Genomic DNA, 23,374 nt, shown 5'->3' on the forward strand with positions numbered 1-23,374 from the left:
CACTACTCCTTTACGCCGACCACGGTTTCACTTTGAGGAACCCGCCGGCGTCCACTCGAAGCTGTTGGCCGGTGATGTATCGCGCTGCGTCGCTGGCGAAGAACACCACCGCCTCGCTGATGTCCTCGGGTTCCACGTAGGGCACCGGCATCGCCTGCACCACAGGGAAAACCAGTTCGGCCTCCTCGCGTGTCGGCTCCTTGAGGTCCGGCCGAAACGCCCGGTACATCGGCGGGCTGTGCAGCATGTCGGTGTTGACGTTGGTCGGGTGGATCGCGTTCATCCGAATCGAGAACGGTGCGAGCGCGAGCGCGAAGTCGTTCACGTAGTGCGCCCCTGCCAACTTCGCGAATGCGTAACCCGCACCACCTGGACCGCCGTCGATACCGGTGGTGTTCATCGATGACATGAACGCCGCGTTCGATCCGGTCACGACGATCGACGCGCCCGCCTGCAGATGTTTGAGGCTCGCGTGCACGAGGTTGAGGACGCCGAGAAGATCCACGTCGACGGCGTCGGCGAACGCCTGCGGCGGCAGGCCCGCAGTCAGCGGACAGATACCTGCGTTCGCGACGACGATATCGAGCCTGCCGAACTCGGCAACCCCGCGATCGATCGCCGCCGACAGCGCGGCGCGGTCGCGCACATCAGCGATCTCGGCGTGCGACCGTCTGCCTTCCTTCTCCACCAACCGGGCGGTCTCGTCGAGGTCCTCGGGCCGGGCGAGCGGATACTCGTTGGTCTCGATGTCCTCGCAGATGTCGACGGCGATGATGTCAGCACCTTCGGCGGCCAGCAGTTGCGCGTGCGATCGACCCTGACCTCGCGCCGCCCCGCTGATCAGCGCAACCTTGCCCTCGACCCTGCCCATCGTCGCCCTCCTTGACTGTCCGCACGAGCCGGATTGGGAACCTTCGAGTCACCTCGCAGAAATCGCTATACTACCTAAAATTATAAAGATGCCAATCAGCCCGATCTCGAACAGGACACCGTGGACTTCTCATATCCGGCGGAGGTGGAGCAGTTCCGCAAGGAGTTGCGCACCTGGCTCGCGGCGAACCTGACCGACGACGTCAGGAGTGCCGACCGAGTCCGCGGCCGCAACCCCGATGCCTTCGACGTGCTTCGCGCGTGGGATGCGGCAGTGGCGGACGCGGCATGGGGTGCAGTGTCCTGGCCGCAGGAATACGGCGGCCGCGGTGCGACGGTGCTCGAACAACTCGTCTACGCCGAGGAGATGACACGAGCGCGAGCTCCGGTGCCCCTCAACGTGATCGGGATGAACAACATCGCGCCGGCGATCATGCAGTACGGATCCGACACGCAGAAGACGACGTTGCTCCCCCGCATGGTCCGCGCCGACGACATCTGGTGTCAGGGCATGTCGGAGCCGGAGGCCGGCTCTGATCTGGCGTCGCTGCGCACCCGGGCCGTCCGCGACGGCGATCACTTCGTGGTCAACGGCCAGAAAATCTGGACGTCGCTGGGTCACCGGGCAGACTGGTGTCAGCTGTATGTGCGCTCCGACCCCGAGGCTGCCAAGCACAAAGGCATCTCCTGTCTCATCGTCGACATGGCGCTGCCCGGCATCGAAGCCCGCCCGCTCGTCACGCTCAACGGCACGGCCGACTTCGCCGAGGTGTTCTTCAACGATGTCCGCGTGCCCGCCGACGCGCTGCTCGGTCCGTTGAACGCGGGATGGCAGGTCGCCACCACGACGCTCAGCCATGAGCGCGCAGGAGCGGCGCGCCTGTACGCGCAGTTGGAAGTGCTCTTAGCCGACCTCGTCGCGGACCTGACCGGGCACACCGTCGACGGCAAGCCGGTGCTCGAGGACGGCGTGACGTTGCGCAGGCTCGGCGACATCGCGGTGCGGATCAACTACCTCGAGTTGCTCTGCAAGCGGTCGATCTCGGCGACCTTGCACGGCGGTGACGCGCTCGGGTCGGCCAGCCTGGCCAAGAGTGTGTGGGCCGAGTTGGGACAGGAAGTCGCCGAGCTGGCATTCGACGTGCTCGGCGCGGATAGCGCCGGCCAACGCTGGGTGGACCGCCGCCTGTCGTCGCGCTCGCTGACCATCGCGGGGGGAACGACGCAGATCAACAAAGGCATCACCGCTACCCGGGTGCTGGGGCTTCCGCGGCGATGAACCTGGAGCTGACGGAAGATCAGGTCGCGCTTCGCGACACCGTGCGGCAATACCTCGCCGAAAAGGCAAGTGTGGCAGGGCATGTGCGGCCGCTGCTGGATGATCCGACGGGCAGCACCGACGCCGTGTGGCGTGGGCTTGCGAACCTCGGCGCGACCGGCGTGGTCGTTCCCGCAGAGCACGACGGCGCGGGTATGACGATGGTCGAGGCGGGTGTCGTCGCCGAGGAAATGGGCGCCGCGCTCAATCCCGGCCCCTGGTTGTCGAGTGCGGTCGCCTCGGCCAGAGCGCTGACCCGGACCGGTGCGGACCACGGGTTGCTGGCTGAAATCGCCGGTGGGGAAACGATAGCCACGGTCGCACCGCTCACCGGTGCGAGGCCTGTCGCCGACGGCGCGACGCTGCGCGGTCAACTGACCGCCGTCCCCGATGCTGCAGCCGCGAACGTGCTGTTGGCGCTCGTCGACGGATCGGCCGGTGCCGGGCTGTACGCCGTCGACCCCACCTCCGACGGTGTGACGGTGACGGCACGGTCGCATGTGGATCCGACGCGGAAACTGTTCGACGTCCGACTCGACGGCGTGACGGGAAGGCGGTTGGCCGACGCGCCAACGGATGCGATCGAAGGGCTCGTCGACGATGTGACGATCGCCCGCGCGGCGGATGCACTCGGGGCCGCCACTGCGGTGATGCACATGGCCATCGAATACGCGAAGGTGCGCAGGCAGTTCGACCAGCCGATCGGCAGCTTCCAGGCCGTCCAGCACCTGTGCGTCGACATGTACGAGGCCGTCGAACTTGCCCGAAGCGGCGTCGTTCACGCCTTGTGGGCAGCCGATGCGGCCGAACCCGCGGAGCGGCATCGTGCCGCGTTGCGGGCCAAGGCATTCGCGGGCCGGCTCACCGCCGTCGGTGACACCGCGATCCAGGTGTTCGGCGGCATCGGGTTTACGTGGGAGCACGACGCTCACCTCTACCTCAAGCGCCTCCTTGGTTGGAGTGCATACCTCGGCGCACCTGACCGTTACCTCGAGGAGGTCGGCGCGCAACTCGTCAGCGAACTGAATCGAAAGGTGCTGCAATGAGCCAAGTCCTGAGCGGCGTACGGGTCGTCGAGCTTGCGTCCTGGACTTACGTACCCTCAGCAGGTGCGGCACTGGCGGACTGGGGCGCCGACGTGATCAAGGTGGAGGACGTGAAAGCGGGTGACCCGGGGCGGGCGCTGGTCATCGGTGGTTTCACGCGACAGAACGCACGGGCCGACGTCGACTTCATCCTCGAGATCGGCAACCGCGGGAAGCGCAGCGTCGCGATCGACATCAAGACCGACACCGGCCGCGACTATTTCGGCCGCCTGCTGGCCACCGCCGACGTCCTACTGACGAACTGGCGTCCCGGCGCGCTGAAACGCGCGCGGCTGACCGTGGAGGACATCCGCTCGTTCAACCCGAACATCATCATCGCTCGCGGCACCGGCGCAGGCGTGCGTGGCCCGGACCGCGAAAAGGGCGGGTTCGACGCCGCCACCTACCTTTCGCGCGGCGGGGTGTCCTACACGATGACGCCGTTCGGCACCGAGACGCCCGCCGTGCAGGGCCCGGGGTTCGGCGACCTGCAGGGTGGAATCACGCTCGCGGGTGGCGTGTGTGCTGCGCTGTTCCATCGGGAGCGCACCGGCGAGCCGTCCGTCGTGGACTCGTCCCTTCTGGCACAGGCGATGTGGACCATCGCCCCGTCGATCTCGGTCGCCGATCTGTTCGGCATCGACGGGATCCCCGGTGCACCGCCGGGGCTGGCGATCAACCCATTGGTGAACCGCTACAAGACCCGCGACGGCAGGTGGCTGCAAATGGTCTTCCTGCAGCCCGACCGGTTCTGGGCCGGCTTCTGCGAGCGGATCGGACTGCCCGAGCTTGCGACCGACGAACGTTTCGTGCCGTCGAGCAACCTGATCGCGAACGCGGACGAAGCGTGCAAGCTCGTCGGCGAGAGGTTCGCCAGCGAGGACCTCGAGTACTGGCGCGAGGCGCTGGCCGACGAGCCGGGCGTGTGGGCGGCGCTGGCGACGCCGAAGGAAACGCTCAACGACCCGCAGGTGAGGCCGAACGGGTACGTCGTCCCCAATCTGGATGACCAAGGGGTTGAGTACCAGATCGTCGCCGCGCCAGTCCAATTCGACGAAACTCCCCCGTCGGCGGCGCGAGCTCCCGAACATGGGCAGCACACCGAAGAGATCCTGCTGGAGCTCGACCTCGACTGGGACGACATCTCGGCGGCCAAGGACAGCGGCGCGATTCTGTAGAGGGGAAGCGACCAATGACGATGGAGCGGCGCGAACTCGAAGCGGTCATCTACGAGCGTGAACCGCCGATCGCGCGGATCATCCTCAACCGGCCCGAGAAGGCCAACACGAAGGACGCGACCCTGGTGCAGGAAGTCGACGCCTGCCTCCACGAGGCCGACCGCGACAAAGAGATCAAGGTGGTGATCCTGAAGGCCAACGGCAAGGGCTTCTGCGGCGGCCACGTTGCGAAGTGGGGACCCGACGAGGACCCGTATCCCGATTTCGGCGACACGTTCGAGGATCTGTACAAGGGCACAGCCGACCTGTTCCTATGGCCGACCCTGTACCTGTGGGAGTTCTCGAAGCCGACGATCTCCCAGATTCACGGATACTGCATGGGCGGCGGAATCTATCTCGGGCTGCTGACTGACTTCTGCGTCGCATCCGACGACGCGTACTTCCAGATGCCGCTCGCCCAGAGCCTCGGCGAGCCCGGTGGCCACACGATGATCGAACCGTGGCTGATGATGAACTGGCATCGCACGATGGACTGGCTTCTGCTGGCGCCGACGCTTTCCGCGCAGGAGGCGCTCCAGTGGGGTCTGCTGAACAAGGTTGTGCCGAAAGACCAACTCGAGGACACCGTCGAGGAGATGGCACGCAAGATCGCCCAGATCCCGCTGACCACGTTGATGGCCGTGAAGAGCAACGTGAAGCGGGCGTGGGAGCTGATGGGGATGCGCGTGCACCTGCAGATGAGCCACGTCATGACCAACATGGTCGGTGCGGCATCCGACGTGCAGGCCCGCCGCGCCGAGCTCATCCAGTCAGGCTTGAAACCAAGGGATTTCGTCGCCGACGCGGAGACTCCTCCCGGCGAGTAACCGCTAGCGGCGCGCGGCGTGCAGGGCCGCGACGTAGCCGAAGATCATCGTGTTGGCGATGCTGCCGCCTGCACCCAGATAGTTGCGCCCCATCACCGTGGCCGTGATGTTTCCGGTCGCGTACAAGCCGTCGATCACCTCGTCGCGCTCGTTGAGCACCTGGGCGTGCTCGTTGGTGATCAGTCCCCCGCACGTGCCGACGTCGGCAGGCAGCACTCTGGTGGCGTAGTACGGCGCACGGTCCAGCGGCCCGAGCGCGGCGTTGGGTTTGTACCCGGGATCGCCCAGGCAGGCGTTGTAGGCCGACTGCCCGCGTCCGAAGTCAGGGTCGAGGCCCTTGACCGCGAACTCGTTGAAACGGTTGACGGTTTCCTCGAGCGCGGCGGGCGGGACTTCGATCTGGCGCGCCAGGTCGGCGATCGTGTTGGCCCGCTTGACCGCTCCCTGCTCGATGAGCGCTTCGGACAGCGTGCGCTTCTTCAACGGGTTGGCACCGGACACATACCGGCCGACGTATCCCTCGTCGAAGATCTGCCAGCACGGCACGGCCTTGGCGGCGTACATCGCCTTGCCCACCTCGACGTACGAGTTCGACTCGTTGCAGAACCTCTTGCCTGCGCCGTCGATGTAGATGGCACCGGGACGCTGCCGCCCGGACCCGAGCGACGCGGCGCCGGGATCCTGGAGGAAAACCATTGGCAACCACCATGCCTCGTCGAGCAGATCCGTCTTCGCGCCGAGATCCATCGCCGTCTGAAGGACTTCGCCGGTGTCGCCGGCGTTGGCGATCGACCACGATCCGTCGTTGGGCTGATTGCCGCTGTAGCGCCGCCGCATATCGGCATTGCGGCTGAAGCCACCGGCCGCCAGCAGAACTCCCCTCCGCGCCTCGATGTTGACCGGCGAGCCATCGCGGCTGACACGCGCGCCCACTACGCGGCCGTCTTCGACGATGAGATCTTCCATCGCTGCGTTGGTCCACACCGGCGGGTCGCCCGTGAGGTCGATGAGGACCTTCAGGATCTGACCGATGAAGGACGCGCCGTTGGTCATCAGGTCGCGCCGCCGGAGCTTGGCGATGTTGGTGCGCAGGAAGACCCGCATCGCGACGGCGAACGCCTTCGGGGATCGGTTGAAGTACTGCACCGAGCGCAGCTCATTCGTCTTGACCACGAACCCGTAGTTCTTGGCCATCGACGGCTGAACCTTGTCGCTCCAGTCGCCGAGCGCGGCTGAATCGTAGGGAACACCCTCGACGGAGCGGCCTGCCGCGTTGCCGCCCTTGTGGTTCGGGTAGTAGTCGCTCCACCCGGGACACCGAACCAACCGAACTCCCTTGCGCATCAGCAGGTCGATCATCTCGTAGCCGGCGGTCAGGAAGGTCTCGCGGCGGGCGGGTGAGGACGCAGCGCCGATGTCGCCGACGACGTCCTCGAAGTAGGCCAGCCCGTCCTCATGCGAGTCCGGTATGCCCTCGGCCCGCATCAGCGGATTGTTCGGCAGCCAGACCATGCCGCCCGACATCCCGGTGGAACCACCGATGAGATCCTGCTTTTCGACGACCAGCGGCTCGATCCCCGCGTCGATGGCGGCCAGAGCGGCGACCATTCCGCCTCCGCCGCTGCCCGCGATCAGCAGATCGACAGACTTGTCCCACTTCACCATGCATTGTCCTTCGGGGAATCAGGCATCCGACAGGAGTTTGTCGGTCAGCGCGAGATCGGCGACGGGTACGTCGATGGTGGTGTTGGTGGCTTGGATCGCCGGCACAAGCCGCTCGTAGGGCAGGCCGGCGAGAAAGCCGTCGATGACGCGCTCGAAGTTCGAGATCAGCCCCTCGATCTTGTCCGACAAGCGCATGTACTCAAACCCCTTGGCGTGCAGGCCTTTCTGCTGCTTGGGCAGGTTGGAGAAGTCCTGTGCGGGGATCATCGGCCAGCTCGGGTCGTCGGGTGCCAGGGGCTCCGGCGCCGTGGGCCTGCCCTGCGACTGGTCGTTCGGATACCGGGTGAGCGACCACACCTCGAACAGGGTCTGCTCCGGCCCGAGCGGGCGGATCCGGTACGACGAGGCGCTGCTGTACTGCGGTAACAGGAAGTAGTGCGGGAACGCGAATCCGATCGGATCGATCACGCGGCGGCGCTCCAGGTCGTTCAGGTCAGGAAAGTCGCAGTCGCGAGCCCGGTGCCACTTGGTGACCGCGTCATTGACCGCCCCACGCCAGGTCGCCATCGCGTGAGCAGGATCGTCGGGGAGCGACATGTGCTGCAGCCCCTCGGCGATCCGGATGTCGTTCTCGTGGGTCATCCCACCCATGCCCGAGCCGAGGGTCCGCATGAAGTACAGGCTGGCCTGGATCATTGGGTTCACCGTCGACGAGTCCGGCCGGAAGGATGCGGGCAGCAGCTGCGGATGCGTCTGCGGCACGTGATAGCCCTCCATGAAGGCCGCGGTTGCCAACTTCCAATTCACCGGCAGGAGACACGACTTCCACCACTCGATGCGCAGCGCCGACACCTTGAACTCGTCGTGTCGAGAGGCGAACGGCTCGATACAGTCGCGCAGCGGCGGAGCGTCGTCGTCGAGGTTGATCCACGCGCAGCCGCCCCAGAGGTCGCAGCGGACAGGGGCGAGTGCGAGGTCGTCGGCGCAGAGATTGTCTTCGTCGAACTCGTCGGAGCGAAGAACGAAGGTGCTCTTGCCGTCGAGACCCCAGCACCAACCGTGGAACGGGCAGACGAAGCTGCGGCGAGACCCGCTGCCCTCCACCAGCTTCATCCCGCGGTGGCGGCAGGAGTTGTAGTAGGCGCGGACGGTGGAGGCGTCGACCCGCACCACGATGATCGACTGGTCGAGGATCTCGTACTCGACGAAGTCGCCGGGTTTCGGGATCTCCTCGAGCCTGCACGCCATCTGCCAGACCCGCGGCCAGAAGAGCTCGGTCTCCAGCGCATAGAACTCCGGGTCGTAGTACCGCTGCTTGGGGACCCTGTCCACGGACTGGACCGCCCATGGCACCGCCAACGGTGTCCAGTCCACTTTCGCCAACTCGCTCACCCCTCGTCGGTGGCCCGGCTTCTAAAATAGCAAAAATAGCAAGACGGGCGGGAGCGCTTCTAGCCGGCGGTGATTACCTGGTAAATGTCGATCATCTCGTCGGCCGGCCCGGCGGGGATGGTGTGCTCCGATGGATCGCGGATCTGTTCGAAGTAGGCGCTCACATCCTCCAAGGTCAGCGACGGGTTGTAGTAGCCCTTGGTTCTGCCGATGAAGAACCGGGACACCTGACCTCCGCCGACCGTGTAGATCTCGCCGGAGACCGGGCAGTCTGCGTGGGCGAGAAACGCCACCACGGGGGCGACGAGTGCGGGGTCGAGCCGATCGAGGAACGGACGCATCAGCTGCTCCGCCTCGGCATTGTCGACCGTGGCGGCGCTGCCCATCGAGTAGTCCATCATTCGAGTGGCGGCGACGGGGACGATCGCGTTGACCTTGATGTCGAGGCCGGCCGCTTCGGCTGTGAGCGCGCGCGTCAGCCCGATGATCCCGGTCTTGGCGGCGCCGTAGTTGGTCATCCGCGGCGCGCCGAGGATGCCCGCCGCCGACGAGGTATTGATGATGCGGCCAAAGTTTTTCTCTCGCATGAATTTCCAAGCTGGCCGGGTGACGAAGAACGCACCCTTGAGATGCACGTCGACCAGCGGGCTCAGCCGCTCTTCGGTCATGTCCTCGAAATCCGCATCGCTCACGGTTCCTGCGTTGTTGACGAGGATGTCGACGCGGCCCCACGTGTCGATCGCGGTGTCGATGATCGCCTGGCCGCCGTCGGGCGTCGCAACGCTGTTGGTGTCCGCGACAGCGTCCCCGCCGTTGTCCTTGATCTCCTGCACGGTGTCGTTGGCGGGATTGCCGCCCGCTCCGTCGCCGGTCACCGAGCCGCCGAGGTCGTTGACGAGGACGCATGCGCCCCGTTCGGCGAGAAGCAGCGCGTACTGCCTGCCGAGCCCCCGGCCTGCTCCGGTGACGACGGCGACCCGGTCGTCGAATCGCAATTCGCTCATCAGACCGGCCACTCCTCAAGAGGTTGCGCGTACTGGATGGGCACCGGTCGAGGCAGTCGACTCGGGTTAGATGTGGATATCGCGTCGATCATCAGCGCGACGTACCGCTGCCAACCATCAGACGCGGGATCCATGGTCGCGAGAACGCTGTAGAGCATCGCGACCATGCGCGGCAGATCGTCGGCGACGAGATCAGCACGGACGAGACCAGCCTCCTGCGCCCGCCGGGTGAGTTCGGCCAGTGCCGCGTCCAGTTGCACCGAGACGTCGGCCAACGACCCGTTTTTCCGCGCCGCTGTCAATACATTGTGTTCGCGCGCGCCGAGTGCGACCGCCGCTTCGATCAGCTTCGCCAGGCCGCGCAGCGGGTTGCGACTGCGCAGCGCACGCCCGATCACCGGCGAGAGAGTTTCGGCGATGCGCTGGTCGATCACCGCCCTGGCCAACTCGCCCTTGGTGGGAAAGCGCCGGTACAGCGTCCTCTCCCCCACTCCGGCACGCCGAGCGATGGCGTCCAGAGGGGCGTCGGGTCCGAGCTCGGCATAGATGTCACGGGCGGCGCGCAGGATGCGATCGGCGTTGCGAGCCGCGTCCGCGCGCAGCGGACGGTCCGTCACCACAGTCACGACATCAACTGTAACTGACAGTTGACTGTCACTAAAGCCGGTTCTACGCTCACCACAACTGACAGTCGGCTGTCGATTGAGGAGCAGTGATGACGACGACCTCGGCCCACGGCGAAGGCACGGCACCCCCGGCCGTTCCAATTCCGCGGGACCGGCGGTGCCCGTTGAAGCCGCCGCCTGAGTTCGACGACTGGCGGGCATCCGACGGCCTGCAGCTGGTCCTGTGGCGTCATGAGCCGACGTGGTTGATCAGCCGCTACGAGGACATCCGGGCGGCCTTGACCGATCCGCGGCTGTCCGCGAACACACTTCCCGAACCCCTACGGGCCAAGTCGTACGACGACGACGACGTTCCTGTTGTCTTTGCTCGCATCGACGATCCCGAACACAACCGGTTGCGACGCATGATGACCCGCGACTTCACGTTTCGCCGTGCCGAAACGATGCGCCCGCAGATTCAGGAGTTGGTCGACGGCTTCCTCGACGACATGGTCGACAAGGGGGCGCCGGCCGACCTGGTGCGCGATTTCGCGCTGCCCGTGCCCTCGCTGGTGATCTCACTGCTGCTCGGGGTCCCCTACGCAGACCACGAGTTTTTTCAGAAGAACAGCACAAAAGGTCTGGACGCGCGATCGACCGACGACGAGAAGATGGCGGCGATCGGCGCGATGTTCGACTACATGTGGAAGCTCGCCGACCTCAAGGCGAAGGAGCCCGGCGATGATCTGATGAGCCGGCTCATGGCCGACTATGTCGCCACCGGCGAACTCAACCGCGCAACCGCGGTGATGAACTGCGTGATCCTGTTGCAGGCCGGGCACGAAACCACGGCAAGCATGATCTCGCTGGGCACCGTGGCTCTGCTGCAGCACCCCGACGCACTGGACCGGCTCCGTCGAACTGACGACCCTGCCCTGGTCGCCAATATCGTCGAGGAGTTGATGCGCTACCTGACGATCGTGCACACCCAGGTGGACCGTGTTGCCCTTGAAGATCTCACGATCAACGGTCAACTCATCAAGGCGGGCGAGCAGGTGCTGATGAATCTGCCCGCAGGCAATTGGGATGCGGCATTCGTCGACCGCCCCGACACCCTGGATATCGACCGAAATCCCCGCGGACACCTCGGCTTCGGATTCGGGGTGCACCAGTGCATCGGACAGAACCTAGCTCGTGTCGAGCTGCAGGTCGCCCTCGGGTCGCTGGCGCGTCGACTGCCGGGCCTGCGGCTGGCAGTCTCCCCGGAGGACCTGAGCTTCGCGGGCCAGCAGGAGATCTACACGATCCACGAGCTGCCTGTCACATGGTGACTCAATTGAGCGCGTAGAAGCGCTGTGCGTTCAGCCCACCGATCTTCGCGCGCGTCTCCTCGCTGATGTCGGGCCGGGTACGTAAATGCTTTGTGCTCTCCGGCCATTCGCCGTCCCAATGTGGGTAGTCGCTGGCGAACATGATGAAGTCGTCGCCGAGCACGTCGATGACGCCAGGCAGGATGGGCTCCTCGGGTTCGCAGGTCGCCCAGATGTTTCCGGCCGACAGATACTCCTGCGGGTCCCGCTGCCAACCGCCGTCGATCCAGTCACCGCGCTTCTCGAAATGTTCATGGAGCCGATCGATGAAGAAGGGCACCCACCCGACCCCGGCTTCGAGAAACGCGACGCGCAAATCCGGGTGCCGGTCGAAGACCCCGCCCGAGACGAGCGCGGTCATCGCCGTCATCTGGTCGAACGGAAAGCTGATGCAATGCACCTGAATGTAGTTCGTGAATCGGTCGACGCCGATCTTCGGAAGGTGGACACCCGGGGCGCCGTGGATGCCGAGCGGCATCTGCAGCTCGACGGCGGCGGCATAGAACGCGTCGAGATCCGGGTGGTCGAGGTTGCGGGCCTTGAGCGCGGGCGGGAGATGGGTGGCGACCAGGCCGAGATCCTTTGCCTCGCGCATGATGTCGATCGCCACCGCGCCGTGCTCGATGGGCGTTACGGCGATGCCGTGCAAGCGGCCGCCCGATGACCTGCAGTAGTCCGCTATCCACTCGTTGTAGAGCCGGGCGAAGCCCGCGGCGAACTCGGGGTCTTCGAGCGTCGGAGTGCACAGGCCGAGGCTGGGATAGAGCACCATCGTGTCGATCTGGTCGCGGTCGGCGTCGCCGAGCACGCCCTCTGGCGATCTGCAGTTGATCCCCTCCGCGGCGGAGATGCCGTGCTCGGTCGGGCAACCGGCGCCGGGTCCGCTGGACTCGGGATAGTTGCGGCCCTCGATCACCAGGCCCAACGAGTCCGTACGCGGCACGATGTGGTCCGGCCAGCGCCGCATCGCTTCGGCCGCCAGTGATGCCCCCTCGGCGACGTGACCGTCGGCGTCGATGATCCGCATCCTTATAAAGATACGACCGCCGGACGTACCGATAGCCTTTTCGCTCGTGATCGTGTTGCTGCCCCCCTCTGAGACCAAGCGGACCGGAGGCGACGGACCGCCGTTGCGGCTGGATGCCCTGAACTTCCCCGCGCTGTACCCGGTGCGCGCCAGACTCGTCGACGAGCTGGTGGCGCTGGCGGCGGATCCCGCGGCTTGCAGGCGCGCGCTTGGGCTTTCTCCATCCCAGGATCACGAGATCGATCGCAACGGTGCGCTCACCGCCGCGCCCACCATGCCCGCGATCCACCGGTACACCGGCGTGCTGTACGACGCACTCGACATCGAATCCCTACGTGGCACAGCACTTTCCCGGGCACGCTCTCGGCTCACCGTCGGCTCCGCACTGTTCGGGCTTCTGCGCGCAGACGATCCGATACCGGCCTACCGATTGTCGGCTTCCTCGAAGCTGCCCGGACAACCGACCCTGGCGGCGCGCTGGCGTCCCGCGCTTGAACCCGTCCTTGCCGACCTCGCGGCCGACGAACTCGTGGTCGATCTGCGTTCAGGCTCCTATGCGGGGCTGGGCAGACTACCTGCCGCGGTGCGCGTCGACGTCGTCTCCGAACTCGCCGACGGCCGACGAACCGTGGTCACTCACTTCAACAAGGCACACAAGGGCAGGTTCGCGCGGGCGCTCGTCAGCAGCAGGGCCGAACCCGACGACGCGGCCAAATTGGCCGCAGTCGCGAGGAAGGCCGGTATACGGGTCGAGCGTTACGGCAATGAACTGACCGTCGTCGTCGACGCCTAGCGATTTCGGCGCGCTGATCGACGCTCAGCGCACGTGAGCGCGCCGAATCACGCTTTGGCGAGCTGCTTCTGCTCGTAGAGCCGCGCCCACTCCTTGCGTGGTCTGATCGAGACGTCGACATCTGTGGCGTTGGCGCGCAGAGCAGCGACCGTCGCCTGCTCGCGAGGTGTCCGGGCGAACGGATCCCAGCCGAAAAACCGGCAGGAGTTCTGCCAGGTGATCTTGTTGATGTCGCCGTCGTCGGCGCCCGCCGCGTTGAGTTCGGCAAGCACCTGCTCGGGCGCGTCGGGCCAGAAACAGTCGGAGTGCGGGTAGTCGCACTCCCAGGCGATGATGTCGATGCCGATCTCATGGCGCAGCTTCAGCGACGTCTTGTCGGTGACGTAGCAGGCCAGCGAGTGCTCACGGAACACATCGCTTGGCAGCTTGTCGCCGAAGTCGCGGCGCAGCCACTTCTGGTTGGTGTAGTGCCGGTCGCTGCGGTCGAGGTAGAACGGGATCCAGCCGATGCCGCCCTCCGAGAACGCGAACCTCAAATCCGGATATTTGCGCATCGCCGGACCCCACAGCAGATCCTGTGCGCACATCGCCGACACCTGGGTCGCCAGGATGATCAGATTGTCGATCGGCGCGTTGGGGGCCATGCTGATCGCCCCGAAACCGGTGCCGATGTGCAGGCACATCACGACATTCTCCTCTGACAGAGTGCGGAACACCGGGCCCCAGTAGTCGTCGTCGTGATAGCTCGGAAGTCCTTCAAGGTGCGGCAGTTCCGGCATGGTGACCGCGCGACAGCCCTTGGCGGCGACCCGGCGGATCTCGGCACACATCGCCTCGGGGTTCCACGTCGGCAGGACTGCGATCGGGATGAATCGGTCCGGGTAACTGCCGGCCCATTCGTCGATGTGCCAGTCGTTGTAGGCCGAGACCATCACCAGCGTCACCTCCTCGCGGTGCATGTTGAGGTGCCTGGCCGAGAACCCGGTGAAGGTCGGGAAGCACATCGACGCGAGGATGCCGTTGCGGTTCATGTCCCTGACGCGCTCGTGCACGTCGTAAACGCCGGGGCGCATCTCGGCGAAGCCGGCCGGGTCGCGCCCCCACTCCTCGGGCGGCCACGACACCACGGCGTTCAGCCCACTCACGCCCTGCGGCCTGCCCTGATACATCCACTGGTCGACGCCTTTGTCGTCCGTGACGACGATCGGCGCCTCGGCCTTGTACTTGGCGGGCACGTGGTTGAGGAACATGTCCGGGGGCTCCACGACGTGGTCGTCGATGCTCACCAAGATCAGGTCGTCGGTCTGCATAGTTCAGTAGTACCGTCTACCGGTGTGACCGTCTCTGCGCTATCGGACAGAGGTTTAGCCCAACCGGCCAATGACCAGCCCGGCGATTCCCGGCACCCCGCCGGGCGGGTGATCGAACTCCGCCGCGGCGGCCGGGCGTTGGGCGGGAGCTATCTCTATGAGGGCGAGGGTCTGATCACCGGTTGGCACAGCCACGAGGTGCACCAGATCGAATACGCGATCGGCGGAGTCGTCGACGTCGAGACCGCCTCTGCGCACTACCTGCTGCCGCCCCAGCAGGCGGCGTGGATTCCGGCCGGGCTCGAGCACCAGGCGACGATGGCGCCGGGCGTGCGGACCGTCGCGGTGATGTTCGATGCGCTGATGATTCCCACCGGCGGTGACCGGGCCCGAATCCTGGCGGTATCGCCGCTGATTCGGGAGATGATGATCTATGCGCTGCGGTGGCCGATCGATCGCCCGCACGGCGACGACATCTCCGACGCGTTCTTCCGTACGCTTGCCGACCTGGTTGTCGAGGCCCTGGATCACGAAGCGCCACTGAGCCTTCCGACCTCCGAGCATCCGATCGTCGACGCGGCGATGGCCTTCACGAAGAAGCACCTGCAGTCGGTGAGCGCCGACCGGGTGAGCCGCGCGGTAGCGGTCTCGGAGCGCACGCTTCGCCGACTCTTTCACGACGAGCTCGGCCTGTCCTGGCGGACCTATCTACTGCACGCGCGGATGCTGCGGGCGATGGCGCTTCTGGCCTCACCCGGGCAGACGGTGCAGGAAACGTCGACCGCAGTAGGCTTCGACAGCCTCAGCTCGTTCACCCGTGCCTTCACGCAATTCAGCGGGGAGACACCATCGACGTACCGGAAAAGGGTTGCCCGCGAGAAGGTTTGACGCCGGATGGATGACGTTTAATCGGGACGGCGGAACAGTCCCTCGCGCAGCAGCATCGTGACAGAAGAGTGCCATCGTTGAAGCTGCGCGGGGCTGGTCAACGGCTCGGGCAGGTTGCGCTCGATGTGGCCACGCAGAATGAAGGTGCCAAGAGCCAGCACAAGCGAGTTGACGGCAGCCCACGTCAGATCGATATCCGGGCGGGTTTCGCCGCGTTCCCCTCGCTGATTCCACCGCGCCGTGCCGGCATTCAGCAGGGCGTCGAAGATCATGAATCCCACAGGCCGCCCGTCGATCAAAGCGCGGCCGACATAGTTCGTGACGTCGGGATTCTCGGAGATCATCGCGGTCACGCGGTCACTGATCTCGGCTACCGAATCCGACGTGGTGTCCGGAACCGGCTGCGTGATCTGGTTGATCACCGCCGCGAAGACGTAGTCGTCCACAGCCTTGATCAAGCCTGCCTTCGTCGCGAAGTGGTGCTGCACCAGACCGAGGGACACCCCTGCGGCCGCGGCCACCGCACGTAGCGATGTACCTGAGACGCCCTGAACGGCAACCATTCGCAATGCCGCATTGCGGATTCGCTCGACGGTAGTGAGCTCTACCGCGCCGACTCTGTCGGCTTCCGGTAGCAGGGTCATCGTTCGCCGAAATCAGTGGTCACACGCTCAGAGTAGACAATACAACTGTATCGTGTCTACGATACAAGCGTATTGCCGTTCACAGGATGTCGGGAGGTTCAGTCCACGTACCCCATGCTGATAGACGAACCGTCGACCTTCGCCTGTACACGCGATCCCGATCGGTGGACGACCAGGGCCGACGACGGCGCCAAGGCGCTGTGCCGCGCATGCCCCCGTCGCTGGGCCTGCGCTCGAGAAGCCTGTAAGACACAGGGGGCCGAGGGCGTATGGGCAGGCATTTTGATACCCGAGGCAGGCCGCGGCCGTCGGCACGCGCTCAAGCAACTGCGTGAACTGGCAGAACAAAACGGGTTTCCGGTCCAAAGCACCTGAACTCGCCGCATGACGGCGACCGGGCTGTTAGTTTCGTTTCCGCCGAAACGGGGCAACATCTGATCGTCATGTTCGGCTAGTCACCAGGGGGACCTTCGTGGATGAGCGGCTCGCTCCTTCTGACCAACCGGCGTCCGAGGCCATCGCGACGACGGGGCTCTTCCTTAACATCGCCTCGGTGATCGCCCTCGCGGTGAGCCTCGCCAGCTGGGGCGCGTCCGATGTCGTCATCGCCTCGCTCGCAGGCGTGACTGCGGTGCTCGCCTTCGTCGGCAGCCTGATCTGCTTTGCGAAGCAGGCCGAGGACGACGAAGCTCGGCAACCCGCCTGAGCGCTCGCCTGGCGGCGTGCCGCCCCTGCACACCGACGCTCTTGACGACTTAGAGTGCGGGATAGACGATCCCGTTGCGGCAATGTCTCGGGCCCGAGATTTTGGGCCGATAATTGCCTTGAAGGAGCACTAAATGATCTTCATCGTCGTCAAGTGGCGGCCGAAGGCCGAGTACGTCGAGGACTTCACCGACCAGGTTTCCGAATTCACCGCGGCCACCCGCAACGAGGCAGGGAACTTGTTCTTCGAATGGTCACGCGGTGTGGATGATCCGTCGGAATACGTTCTGGTGGAAGGGTTTCGCGACGCCGACGCAGGCGAGGCCCACGTCACCAGCGAGCACTTCAAAAAGTTCGTCGCCAGCGCCCCGGCACTGCTCTCATCGACACCGCGGATCATCAGCCACGAGATCGATGCGGATGAGTGGGGCGAAATGGGCGAGATAAAGGTCGACTAGCGCGGTCACTGCTCAGGCGGCGGCGGCACCAGCGGGCGGCAGTCGTTGATCACCGGATCCCACCAGCCGTCGGGCGAACAATTCTTTGGCAGCACCAGACCGGTCGGGCGGCACTCGTTAGCCATCGGATCCCAGTACTCGGTGCCGAAGGTGCAGTCGGCGTGGCTGACTGCAGGCGAGATGACAGTGACAAACGCGAGCGGAGCGATCCCGGCCGCGGCGACGGACGCAATGCGACTAATGATTTTCTGCATAGTCGGAGGTTCTCCGGTGAACCGACTTTTCAAACACGTAATTAATTGACGACGATTTAAAGAATTGCCACATCGCCGACTTCTGCATGAGGGCCGTTGTCTGCGCCAGATCACGACCCTGCTGCAGAAGTCGAGAGAATTTCGGGGTGCGCGAGGGGGGACTCGAACCCCCACGCCCATAGGACAATGGCACCTAAAGCCATCTCGTCTGCCAATTCCGACACTCGCGCGTGAGCGCAATGATGGTATCGCGGTACCGTTGAACGGTGTCCACTACGCGGCGTAGGAGACCGGCGCTCATCGCGCTGGTGGCCGTCGCCGCCGCTGGCTGCCTGATGCTGGCCTGGTGGCAATGGACCCGCTTCGAGTCCGCGTCGGGCACCTTCCAGAACCTCGGCTACGCCCTGCAATGGCCGTTGTTCGCCGGGTTTTGTGTGTACGGCTACTACAAGTTCGTCCGTTACGAGGACGCTCCGCCGGAACCGACGAACCACCACGCCATCACCGAGATCCCTTCGGGGCTGCTGCCCGAACGACCCAAGCCCGCAACACGATCCGACGACGATCCCGCGATGCGGGAGTACAACGCCTACCTTGCCGACCTAGCCGAGAAAGACAAGGAACCGTGACCGATACCCCCGTACCGACCACCCCCGTCGAGTCCATCCGCAAGGCGCTGGTCGGCTATCGCGTGATGGCCTGGACCACCGGCCTGTGGCTGATCCTGCTGTGCTACGAGATGGTCGCCAAATACATCTACAGCGTGGAAGGCCTGAACTGGATCGCGGTTGTGCACGGATGGGTCTACTTCGTCTACCTGCTTTTCACCGCCAACCTCGCGGTGAAGGTGCGCTGGCCGATCGCCAAGACCATCGGCGTGCTGCTGGCAGGCACCATCCCGCTGGTCGGCATCATCGTCGAGCACTTCCAGAGCAGCGACGTCAAGGCAAAGTTCGGCATCTAGCCATCAGTGAGGTGATTGAGCACCTCTTCAGCCAGGCGCTCACCACGATCTTCCTGAAGGAAGTGCGACGCCCCTTCGACCTTCACCTGCTCTCCAGCGGTCGAGATCAGATCGCAGAACACTTGGCCGGCTTTTGGATATGGGAAAATCCGGTCCTGGTCCGAAAACGCCACCAGCGCAGGCTTCTGCCAGCGCGACAGTTGGTCGGCAACCTCTCGCATCACATCGGCACCTGCCGCATCCTCCGACGTCGGAACCAACAACGGGAACTGCGCGGCACCGGATTTCGACTCCACATTTGGGAACGGTGCCTCATAGGCGGCGATCACGTCCTGCGGCACCTCTGTTGCGGTCGCACCCTGGATCACGAACCCCACCGGCAGATCCGGGTTCTTCTCCGCGAAGGCACGCCAGGCGAGAAAGCCCTTCGAGACGCGGCCCGTGAACAAGCCCGTATTCGAAATAGACAATGCCGCAACACGATCGGCATTGTCGACGGCCCACCGCAGGCCGATCGCACCACCCCAGTCTTGGACTACCACGATCGCGTCATGCAAATCGAGACTGCCGAGCACCCCGCTCATCAACTCGCTGTGCCGGTCGTAGGTGTACCAACGCCTATCGGTGGGTTTGTCCGACCGGCCGAAGCCCGCAAGATCAGGAACGATTACCCGGTGCCCAGCGTCGACGAACGGGCCGATCATTTTGCGGTACAGGTACGACCAGCTCGGTTCCCCGTGGAAGCAGACGATCGGCTTCCCCGTTTTCGGTCCCTCGTCCAGGTAATGCATCCGCAGACCGTCGACATCGACATAATTCGGAGCGAAGTTGTACCCCGGCAGGTTCTCGAATCGCTCGTCCGGAGTTCGAAACACGTCGACTTCAGCGGTCATCGGAGCAACCTATCGGTAATGCACCGGCCCGATTACTGTGTCCTCGTGAAACCATTTCCTTAGCTGAGCTATAGAATTCGCGGCTACACTCGACGCGGTGTTGGCCAGCCCTGAAGTGCGCTGCAGCGGCGCGCTCCGAGGTAGCGGCCACAGTGAGCCGCTTGAACGCAACGGAAAACGCGACACCCGCAGCCCGGCCCTGACCGGCATGCGGGCCGTTGCTGCGCTCCTCGTCGTCGGCACGCACGCAGCTTTCGCCACCGGCCAGCTCAGCCACGGATACCTCGGCGCCGTCTACGCGCGCCTCGAGATCGGTGTCGCGCTCTTCTTCGTACTTTCCGGGTTCCTGTTGTTTCGACCGTGGGTAGCGGCCGCCGCCGCCGGCGCCAGACCACCGGGTCTGGGCCAATACGCACGGCGTCGGGTACGGAGAATCGCGCCCGCCTACCTGGTCACGGTGTTGGCGATTTTCGAGCTGTACGTGGTGTTCACCCCTGGGCCGAACCCCGGACAGACGTGGCACGGATTGCTCCGCTACCTCACGCTGACGCAGACCTACACGGACGACTACCTGACGACATACCTGCACACCGGGCTGTCTCAGATGTGGAGCCTCGCCGTCGAGGTGTCGTTCTACGCCGCGTTACCCGCAATCGCCTACGTGGTTCTGCAACGACGCCGGCCGCAGTGGCGGGCCGCCCGCGTCCTCAAGGCGTTGGCGGCAATCGCCGCGGTGACCCCGGCGTGGCTTCTGGTCGTCGCCGCCACCGACCAATTTCCGAATTCCGCGGGGATGTGGCTGCCCGCGCACCTTGCGTGCTTCGCGGGCGGTATGGCGCTGGCGGTCCTTCGCATTGTCGGTAGACGTTGGCGCGCGGATGTCGCGCTGCTGTTGGCCGGTGCGCTGTTTCTGATCGTCGCCACACCGCTCGGCGGCGCGATCGTCGGACCCGTTCCCGTTTGGGCACTGGCAACCAAGGCCGTGCTGTATGCCGCGATCGCGACGCTGACGGTCGGCGCCCTCGTACTCGGCACATCGGACCGATATGCGCGGATGTTGGGCAACACACCGATGGTGCGGATCGGCGAGATCTCGTACGAGATTTTCCTGCTGCACGCGGCCGTCATGGCGGTGACGATGAACCTGCTATTGCGCTGGCCACTGTTCACCGGATCGCTGACGGTTCTGTATGCGACGACGCTTGCGCTGACGATCCCGTTGGCGTGGGCCCTGCACCGGGTGACCGGACCCCGGCCGGCGCGGACTCTAAACCAGCTCGCTCAAGGCGGGCACCAACAACGCCAGCGCCCTGCCGCGATGCGACGCCGCGTCCTTCTCCTCCGCAGATAACTCGGCCGCCGTCCGCGACGAACCCTCCGGAAGGAAAACCGGGTCGTACCCAAATCCCCCGTCGCCCCGCGGTTCTCGCGCGATGGTCCCCGGCCACATGCCGCGCACCACAACTTCCTTGCGAACATCACCCGTGCCGTAGACGAGCGCGCACGCCGAAACGAACGCGCCGTGACGCCGCTCATCGGGTACGTCATGCAACTGTGCCAGCAGCAGCGCAGTGTTGGCCGCATCCTGCCCGTGCACACCCGCCCACCGCGCCGACAGCACACCCGGCATGTGATTCAGCGCGTCGACCTCGAGGCCGGAATCGTCCGCCACGCTCGCCAGACCGGTCGCCTCGAACGCGTCACGCGCCTTCGCCACCGCGTTCTCCTCGAACGTCGCACCCGTTTCGGGCGCCTCGTCGAACGCCGCCACATCATCCAACGACAACAGCTCGAGACCCGAGATGCCGGCGGCGTCGAGTACCCGCCGCAATTCGGCCAGCTTCTTGCGATTGCGGCTGGCGACGAGCAGGTCAGTCACGCGCTCAGGCTAGTCCGTGCCGAATTACTTGACAGGTCACTGTGCTCCCCTGAGTGGAAACTGCCGACTAGCTGCGTGTTCGCCAGACGATCATCATCGACCTCGCCAGCAAACTATTTGCCGGTGCAACAACTCGCAGCCGAATTTGCATTCATAGTCTCCGGCCTCGCCTACAACCCCTAATGTCCATCAAACGGGCTGATCGATCGCCCGCACCACATGGGGAGGAAAGCAAACAACATGATCACCTTCACTCGCGGACTGGCACTCGGCGCAGCCCTCATCGGCGCACAGATCGCCCTGGCAATCCCGGCGTCGGCCGACCCAGCCGCCGGGGCCTATACCGGGACCATCCTGGAGGCTGAACAGTACAACGCCGGCGATACGGCCCCGTTCACCGTGGACCCGTGCGGACCGGACTGCGTCCATGTCGTGCAGACAGGCAAAGGATGGGAACTGCACCGGCAGGGCAACATCTGGGCGGAGTCTGACGACCGCGGCTCAGCATCGCTTGACGAAGGCACGCTCGTCCTCACCGTCGATTCCGTTGCCGACGGCCACGTCGTCATCGGGCTCGTCAAGAACGCCTAACCGCCGAACGCCTTTTTCGCAGGGGCGTCGGATTCGGGAAGCACGCCGGGATAGGGCAGTTCCAGCGCCTCCTGCTGAACGACGAACAACTGGTCGCAGGCGGCCAGTGCGGCATCGAGCAGCTTGTCCAGCGTCGAGCGTGGGAACGTTGCGCCTTCGCCGGTGCCCTGGACTTCCACCAGCGTGCCGGTGTCGGTGGCGACCACGTTCATGTCGACCTCGGCCCGCGAATCCTCCGTGTACGGCAGATCGGTGCGGACTCGTCCGTCGACCACGCCGACGCTCACTGCGGCGATCGCACACGACAGCGGACGAGGGTCGGCGAGCTTTCCGCCCGCGGCCAACCAAGTGACCGCGTCGGACAGCGCCACATACGCGCCGGTGATCGCCGCCGTGCGGGTTCCACCGTCGGCCTGCAGCACATCGCAGTCGAGGGCAATCGTGTTCTCCCCCAACGCCGAAAGGTCGATGCACGCCCGCAGCGACCGCCCGATCAGCCGGCTGATCTCCTGCGTGCGCCCGCCGATCTTGCCGCGGACCGACTCGCGGTCCGACCGCTCATGGGTGGCTGCAGGCAGCATCGCGTACTCCGCGGTCAGCCAGCCAAGCCCGGAACCCTTGCGCCAGCGCGGCACGCCCTCGGTGACGCTTGCAGTGCACATGACCCTGGTCTGACCGAACTCCACCAGGACCGATCCCGCCGGGTGAGAGGTGAAACCGCGGGTGATGACCACCGGACGCAGCTCGTCGTCAAGCCTTCCGTCTTCTCGTCTGGACACCCGCCAACCCTAGCCGGTGCCCCCGTCATCAATGCCGAGTGACGGGGAAGGACTCTCCGCACACCACCGCATGCACGGGCCCGTCAAATTCCGCCTTCGCCTCGCTGATCACGTCCTCGCGCGACGTCCACGGCGGAATGTGGGTCAGCAACAGCTCGGCGACGCCGGCACGGGCGGCGGCCTGGCCCGCCTCGGTGCCTGACAGATGCAGGTTCGGTGGTCGCGTCGGGTCGTGCGTCCACGACGCCTCGCAGAGGAACACGTCGGCGCCGCGGGCGAGATCGACGAGCGAGTCGCAGGCTCCGGTGTCACCGCTGTAGACGAACGTCGCCCCGGACGGATCGGTGATCCGCATTCCGTAAGACTCGGTCGGATGGCACACCATCCGCGGCTCGACGTTCAGTGCGCCGATTCGCACGGCCTCCCGGTCAACCCAGTGTCGGATGTCGAAAATGTCGCTGAAGTCGTCGATCTCAGCGCCTTCCGGCGACGACGCCGCACCAAGGCGCGCCCACGTCTTCTGCGGGCCGAACATCAAGCCGCGCTCCGGCGCGGGCGACGGGTGGTAACGACGCCACACGAACAGACCCGGAAGGTCCAAGCAGTGGTCGGCGTGCAGATGCGAGAGCAGAACATGCACCGCGTTGGGATCTGCATGGCGCTGCAGCGCACCGAGAACTCCGCCGCCGAAATCGATAACAAGAGGAGGCGTGTCGGGTGCAGTCAGCAGATACCCGGACGCTGGCGAATCAGGCCCGACAACACTGCCGGAGCAACCGAGTACGGTGATTCGCACACTCACTAGCTTGCCATGCCCACCAGCCCGGTGGCGAAAA

27 protein-coding genes and 1 tRNA gene are annotated in these 23,374 nt (G+C 65.2%); 14 read left to right on the plus strand and 14 right to left on the minus strand.

What is annotated here, in order from left to right; all coding sequences use genetic code 11:
* Positions 1–10: 10 nt before the first annotated feature.
* Positions 11–871, minus strand: a complete 861-nt coding sequence (locus tag QOJ24_RS19290) for a mycofactocin-coupled SDR family oxidoreductase (RefSeq protein ID WP_526264106.1) — start codon at positions 869–871, stop codon at positions 11–13.
* 120 nt (positions 872–991) lie between these two features.
* Here QOJ24_RS19290 and QOJ24_RS19295 point away from each other — a divergent pair, with 120 nt between their 5' ends.
* From QOJ24_RS19295 to QOJ24_RS19310, 4 genes are read left to right on the plus strand one after another with little or no spacing between them, the layout of a single operon-like run.
* Positions 992–2,149 (plus strand): acyl-CoA dehydrogenase family protein, encoded by a 1,158-nt coding sequence (locus tag QOJ24_RS19295; RefSeq protein ID WP_526264108.1) that lies wholly within the window; start codon positions 992–994, stop codon positions 2,147–2,149.
* Positions 2,146–3,234, plus strand: a complete 1,089-nt coding sequence (locus tag QOJ24_RS19300; protein ID WP_526264110.1) for an acyl-CoA dehydrogenase family protein — start codon at positions 2,146–2,148, stop codon at positions 3,232–3,234. The genes QOJ24_RS19295 and QOJ24_RS19300 overlap by 4 nt, the downstream gene beginning before the upstream one ends.
* On the plus strand, positions 3,231–4,451 hold the full coding sequence (locus QOJ24_RS19305; protein WP_526264112.1) for a CaiB/BaiF CoA transferase family protein: 1,221 nt from the start codon (positions 3,231–3,233) through the stop codon (positions 4,449–4,451). The genes QOJ24_RS19300 and QOJ24_RS19305 overlap by 4 nt, the downstream gene beginning before the upstream one ends.
* A gap of 20 nt (positions 4,452–4,471) precedes the next feature.
* Positions 4,472–5,317, plus strand: coding sequence for an enoyl-CoA hydratase/isomerase family protein (locus QOJ24_RS19310; RefSeq protein WP_526264203.1), 846 nt, complete (start codon positions 4,472–4,474; stop codon positions 5,315–5,317).
* 3 nt (positions 5,318–5,320) lie between these two features.
* Here QOJ24_RS19310 and QOJ24_RS19315 read toward each other — a convergent pair whose 3' ends face one another.
* From QOJ24_RS19315 to QOJ24_RS19330, 4 genes are all read right to left on the minus strand, one after another.
* The gene (locus QOJ24_RS19315; RefSeq protein WP_526264114.1) at positions 5,321–6,982 is read right to left on the minus strand and encodes an FAD-dependent oxidoreductase; all 1,662 of its coding nucleotides are present in this window, start codon (positions 6,980–6,982) and stop codon (positions 5,321–5,323) included.
* Between the two features lie 18 nt (positions 6,983–7,000).
* Positions 7,001–8,365, minus strand: a complete 1,365-nt coding sequence (locus QOJ24_RS19320) for an aromatic ring-hydroxylating oxygenase subunit alpha (RefSeq protein ID WP_526264205.1) — start codon at positions 8,363–8,365, stop codon at positions 7,001–7,003.
* A gap of 68 nt (positions 8,366–8,433) precedes the next feature.
* Positions 8,434–9,378, minus strand: coding sequence for an SDR family NAD(P)-dependent oxidoreductase (locus QOJ24_RS19325; RefSeq protein WP_526264116.1), 945 nt, complete (start codon positions 9,376–9,378; stop codon positions 8,434–8,436).
* Positions 9,378–10,004, minus strand: coding sequence for a TetR/AcrR family transcriptional regulator (locus QOJ24_RS19330; RefSeq protein WP_526264118.1), 627 nt, complete (start codon positions 10,002–10,004; stop codon positions 9,378–9,380). The genes QOJ24_RS19325 and QOJ24_RS19330 overlap by 1 nt, the downstream gene beginning before the upstream one ends.
* 89 nt (positions 10,005–10,093) lie before the next feature.
* Here QOJ24_RS19330 and QOJ24_RS19335 point away from each other — a divergent pair, with 89 nt between their 5' ends.
* Positions 10,094–11,314, plus strand: a complete 1,221-nt coding sequence (locus tag QOJ24_RS19335) for a cytochrome P450 (protein WP_526264120.1) — start codon at positions 10,094–10,096, stop codon at positions 11,312–11,314.
* 1 nt (position 11,315) lies between these two features.
* Here the strand turns inward: QOJ24_RS19335 and QOJ24_RS19340 are convergent, their stop codons facing one another.
* Positions 11,316–12,380: an amidohydrolase family protein gene (locus QOJ24_RS19340; RefSeq protein ID WP_526264122.1), complete on the minus strand. Its 1,065-nt coding sequence runs from the start codon at positions 12,378–12,380 to the stop codon at positions 11,316–11,318.
* 46 nt (positions 12,381–12,426) lie between these two features.
* Here QOJ24_RS19340 and yaaA point away from each other — a divergent pair, with 46 nt between their 5' ends.
* On the plus strand, positions 12,427–13,173 hold the full coding sequence (gene yaaA, locus QOJ24_RS19345; protein WP_526264124.1) for a peroxide stress protein YaaA: 747 nt from the start codon (positions 12,427–12,429) through the stop codon (positions 13,171–13,173).
* Between the two features lie 47 nt (positions 13,174–13,220).
* On the opposite strand, the gene QOJ24_RS19350 is transcribed toward yaaA, so the two are convergent.
* The gene (locus QOJ24_RS19350) at positions 13,221–14,483 is read right to left on the minus strand and encodes an amidohydrolase family protein (protein ID WP_526264125.1); all 1,263 of its coding nucleotides are present in this window, start codon (positions 14,481–14,483) and stop codon (positions 13,221–13,223) included.
* A gap of 24 nt (positions 14,484–14,507) precedes the next feature.
* On the opposite strand from QOJ24_RS19350, the gene QOJ24_RS19355 reads away from it, so the two are divergent.
* A complete protein-coding gene (locus QOJ24_RS19355; RefSeq protein ID WP_526264127.1) occupies positions 14,508–15,371 on the plus strand; it encodes an AraC family transcriptional regulator in 864 nt (287 codons plus the stop codon).
* Positions 15,372–15,388: 17 nt separating this feature from the next.
* On the opposite strand, the gene QOJ24_RS19360 is transcribed toward QOJ24_RS19355, so the two are convergent.
* Positions 15,389–16,015 carry a TetR/AcrR family transcriptional regulator gene (locus QOJ24_RS19360; protein WP_526264129.1) on the minus strand — a complete coding sequence of 209 codons (627 nt, stop codon included), beginning with the start codon at positions 16,013–16,015 and terminating at the stop codon, positions 15,389–15,391.
* A 114-nt stretch (positions 16,016–16,129) separates the two neighbouring features.
* On the opposite strand from QOJ24_RS19360, the gene QOJ24_RS19365 reads away from it, so the two are divergent.
* From QOJ24_RS19365 to QOJ24_RS19375, 3 genes are all read left to right on the plus strand, one after another.
* On the plus strand, positions 16,130–16,390 hold the full coding sequence (locus QOJ24_RS19365; protein WP_526264131.1) for a WhiB family transcriptional regulator: 261 nt from the start codon (positions 16,130–16,132) through the stop codon (positions 16,388–16,390).
* 97 nt (positions 16,391–16,487) lie between these two features.
* Positions 16,488–16,721, plus strand: a complete 234-nt coding sequence (locus tag QOJ24_RS19370) for a hypothetical protein (protein WP_526264133.1) — start codon at positions 16,488–16,490, stop codon at positions 16,719–16,721.
* A gap of 133 nt (positions 16,722–16,854) precedes the next feature.
* Positions 16,855–17,178, plus strand: coding sequence for a putative quinol monooxygenase (locus tag QOJ24_RS19375; RefSeq protein WP_526264135.1), 324 nt, complete (start codon positions 16,855–16,857; stop codon positions 17,176–17,178).
* A 5-nt stretch (positions 17,179–17,183) separates the two neighbouring features.
* Here QOJ24_RS19375 and QOJ24_RS19380 read toward each other — a convergent pair whose 3' ends face one another.
* Together QOJ24_RS19380 and QOJ24_RS19385 are read right to left on the minus strand one after the other, a co-directional pair.
* Entirely contained in the window at positions 17,184–17,432 is a 249-nt protein-coding gene (locus tag QOJ24_RS19380; protein ID WP_526264137.1) for a hypothetical protein, read from the minus strand.
* A gap of 147 nt (positions 17,433–17,579) precedes the next feature.
* Positions 17,580–17,662: transfer RNA gene (locus QOJ24_RS19385), tRNA-Leu, on the minus strand.
* 36 nt (positions 17,663–17,698) lie between these two features.
* Here QOJ24_RS19385 and QOJ24_RS19390 point away from each other — a divergent pair.
* Both QOJ24_RS19390 and QOJ24_RS19395 read left to right on the plus strand, forming a co-directional pair.
* On the plus strand, positions 17,699–18,061 hold the full coding sequence (locus QOJ24_RS19390) for a hypothetical protein (RefSeq protein ID WP_526264139.1): 363 nt from the start codon (positions 17,699–17,701) through the stop codon (positions 18,059–18,061).
* On the plus strand, positions 18,058–18,396 hold the full coding sequence (locus QOJ24_RS19395; RefSeq protein WP_526264141.1) for a DUF3817 domain-containing protein: 339 nt from the start codon (positions 18,058–18,060) through the stop codon (positions 18,394–18,396). The genes QOJ24_RS19390 and QOJ24_RS19395 overlap by 4 nt, the downstream gene beginning before the upstream one ends.
* Here the strand turns inward: QOJ24_RS19395 and QOJ24_RS19400 are convergent.
* A complete protein-coding gene (locus QOJ24_RS19400) occupies positions 18,393–19,289 on the minus strand; it encodes an alpha/beta fold hydrolase (RefSeq protein WP_526264143.1) in 897 nt (298 codons plus the stop codon). The two genes, QOJ24_RS19395 and QOJ24_RS19400, sit on opposite strands and share 4 nt — an antisense overlap.
* Before the next feature lie 97 nt (positions 19,290–19,386).
* Here QOJ24_RS19400 and QOJ24_RS19405 point away from each other — a divergent pair, with 97 nt between their 5' ends.
* On the plus strand, positions 19,387–20,640 hold the full coding sequence (locus QOJ24_RS19405; RefSeq protein ID WP_526264145.1) for an acyltransferase family protein: 1,254 nt from the start codon (positions 19,387–19,389) through the stop codon (positions 20,638–20,640).
* Here QOJ24_RS19405 and rdgB read toward each other — a convergent pair.
* Positions 20,557–21,168 carry an RdgB/HAM1 family non-canonical purine NTP pyrophosphatase gene (rdgB, locus tag QOJ24_RS19410; protein WP_526264147.1) on the minus strand — a complete coding sequence of 204 codons (612 nt, stop codon included), beginning with the start codon at positions 21,166–21,168 and terminating at the stop codon, positions 20,557–20,559. The genes QOJ24_RS19405 and rdgB overlap by 84 nt on opposite strands.
* Positions 21,169–21,408: 240 nt before the next feature.
* Here rdgB and QOJ24_RS19415 point away from each other — a divergent pair, with 240 nt between their 5' ends.
* A complete protein-coding gene (locus tag QOJ24_RS19415) occupies positions 21,409–21,759 on the plus strand; it encodes a hypothetical protein (RefSeq protein ID WP_526264149.1) in 351 nt (116 codons plus the stop codon).
* Here QOJ24_RS19415 and rph read toward each other — a convergent pair.
* Together rph and QOJ24_RS19425 are read right to left on the minus strand one after the other, a co-directional pair.
* Positions 21,756–22,538: a ribonuclease PH gene (gene rph / locus QOJ24_RS19420; RefSeq protein ID WP_526264151.1), complete on the minus strand. Its 783-nt coding sequence runs from the start codon at positions 22,536–22,538 to the stop codon at positions 21,756–21,758. The genes QOJ24_RS19415 and rph overlap by 4 nt on opposite strands.
* A gap of 28 nt (positions 22,539–22,566) precedes the next feature.
* Positions 22,567–23,340 carry a cyclic nucleotide-degrading phosphodiesterase gene (locus tag QOJ24_RS19425; RefSeq protein ID WP_526264153.1) on the minus strand — a complete coding sequence of 258 codons (774 nt, stop codon included), beginning with the start codon at positions 23,338–23,340 and terminating at the stop codon, positions 22,567–22,569.
* Positions 23,341–23,374 lie beyond the last annotated feature (34 nt).

The sequence above is a fragment of the Mycobacterium sp. genome, assembly GCF_032159775.1.
GTDB lineage: Bacteria > Actinomycetota > Actinomycetes > Mycobacteriales > Mycobacteriaceae > Mycobacterium.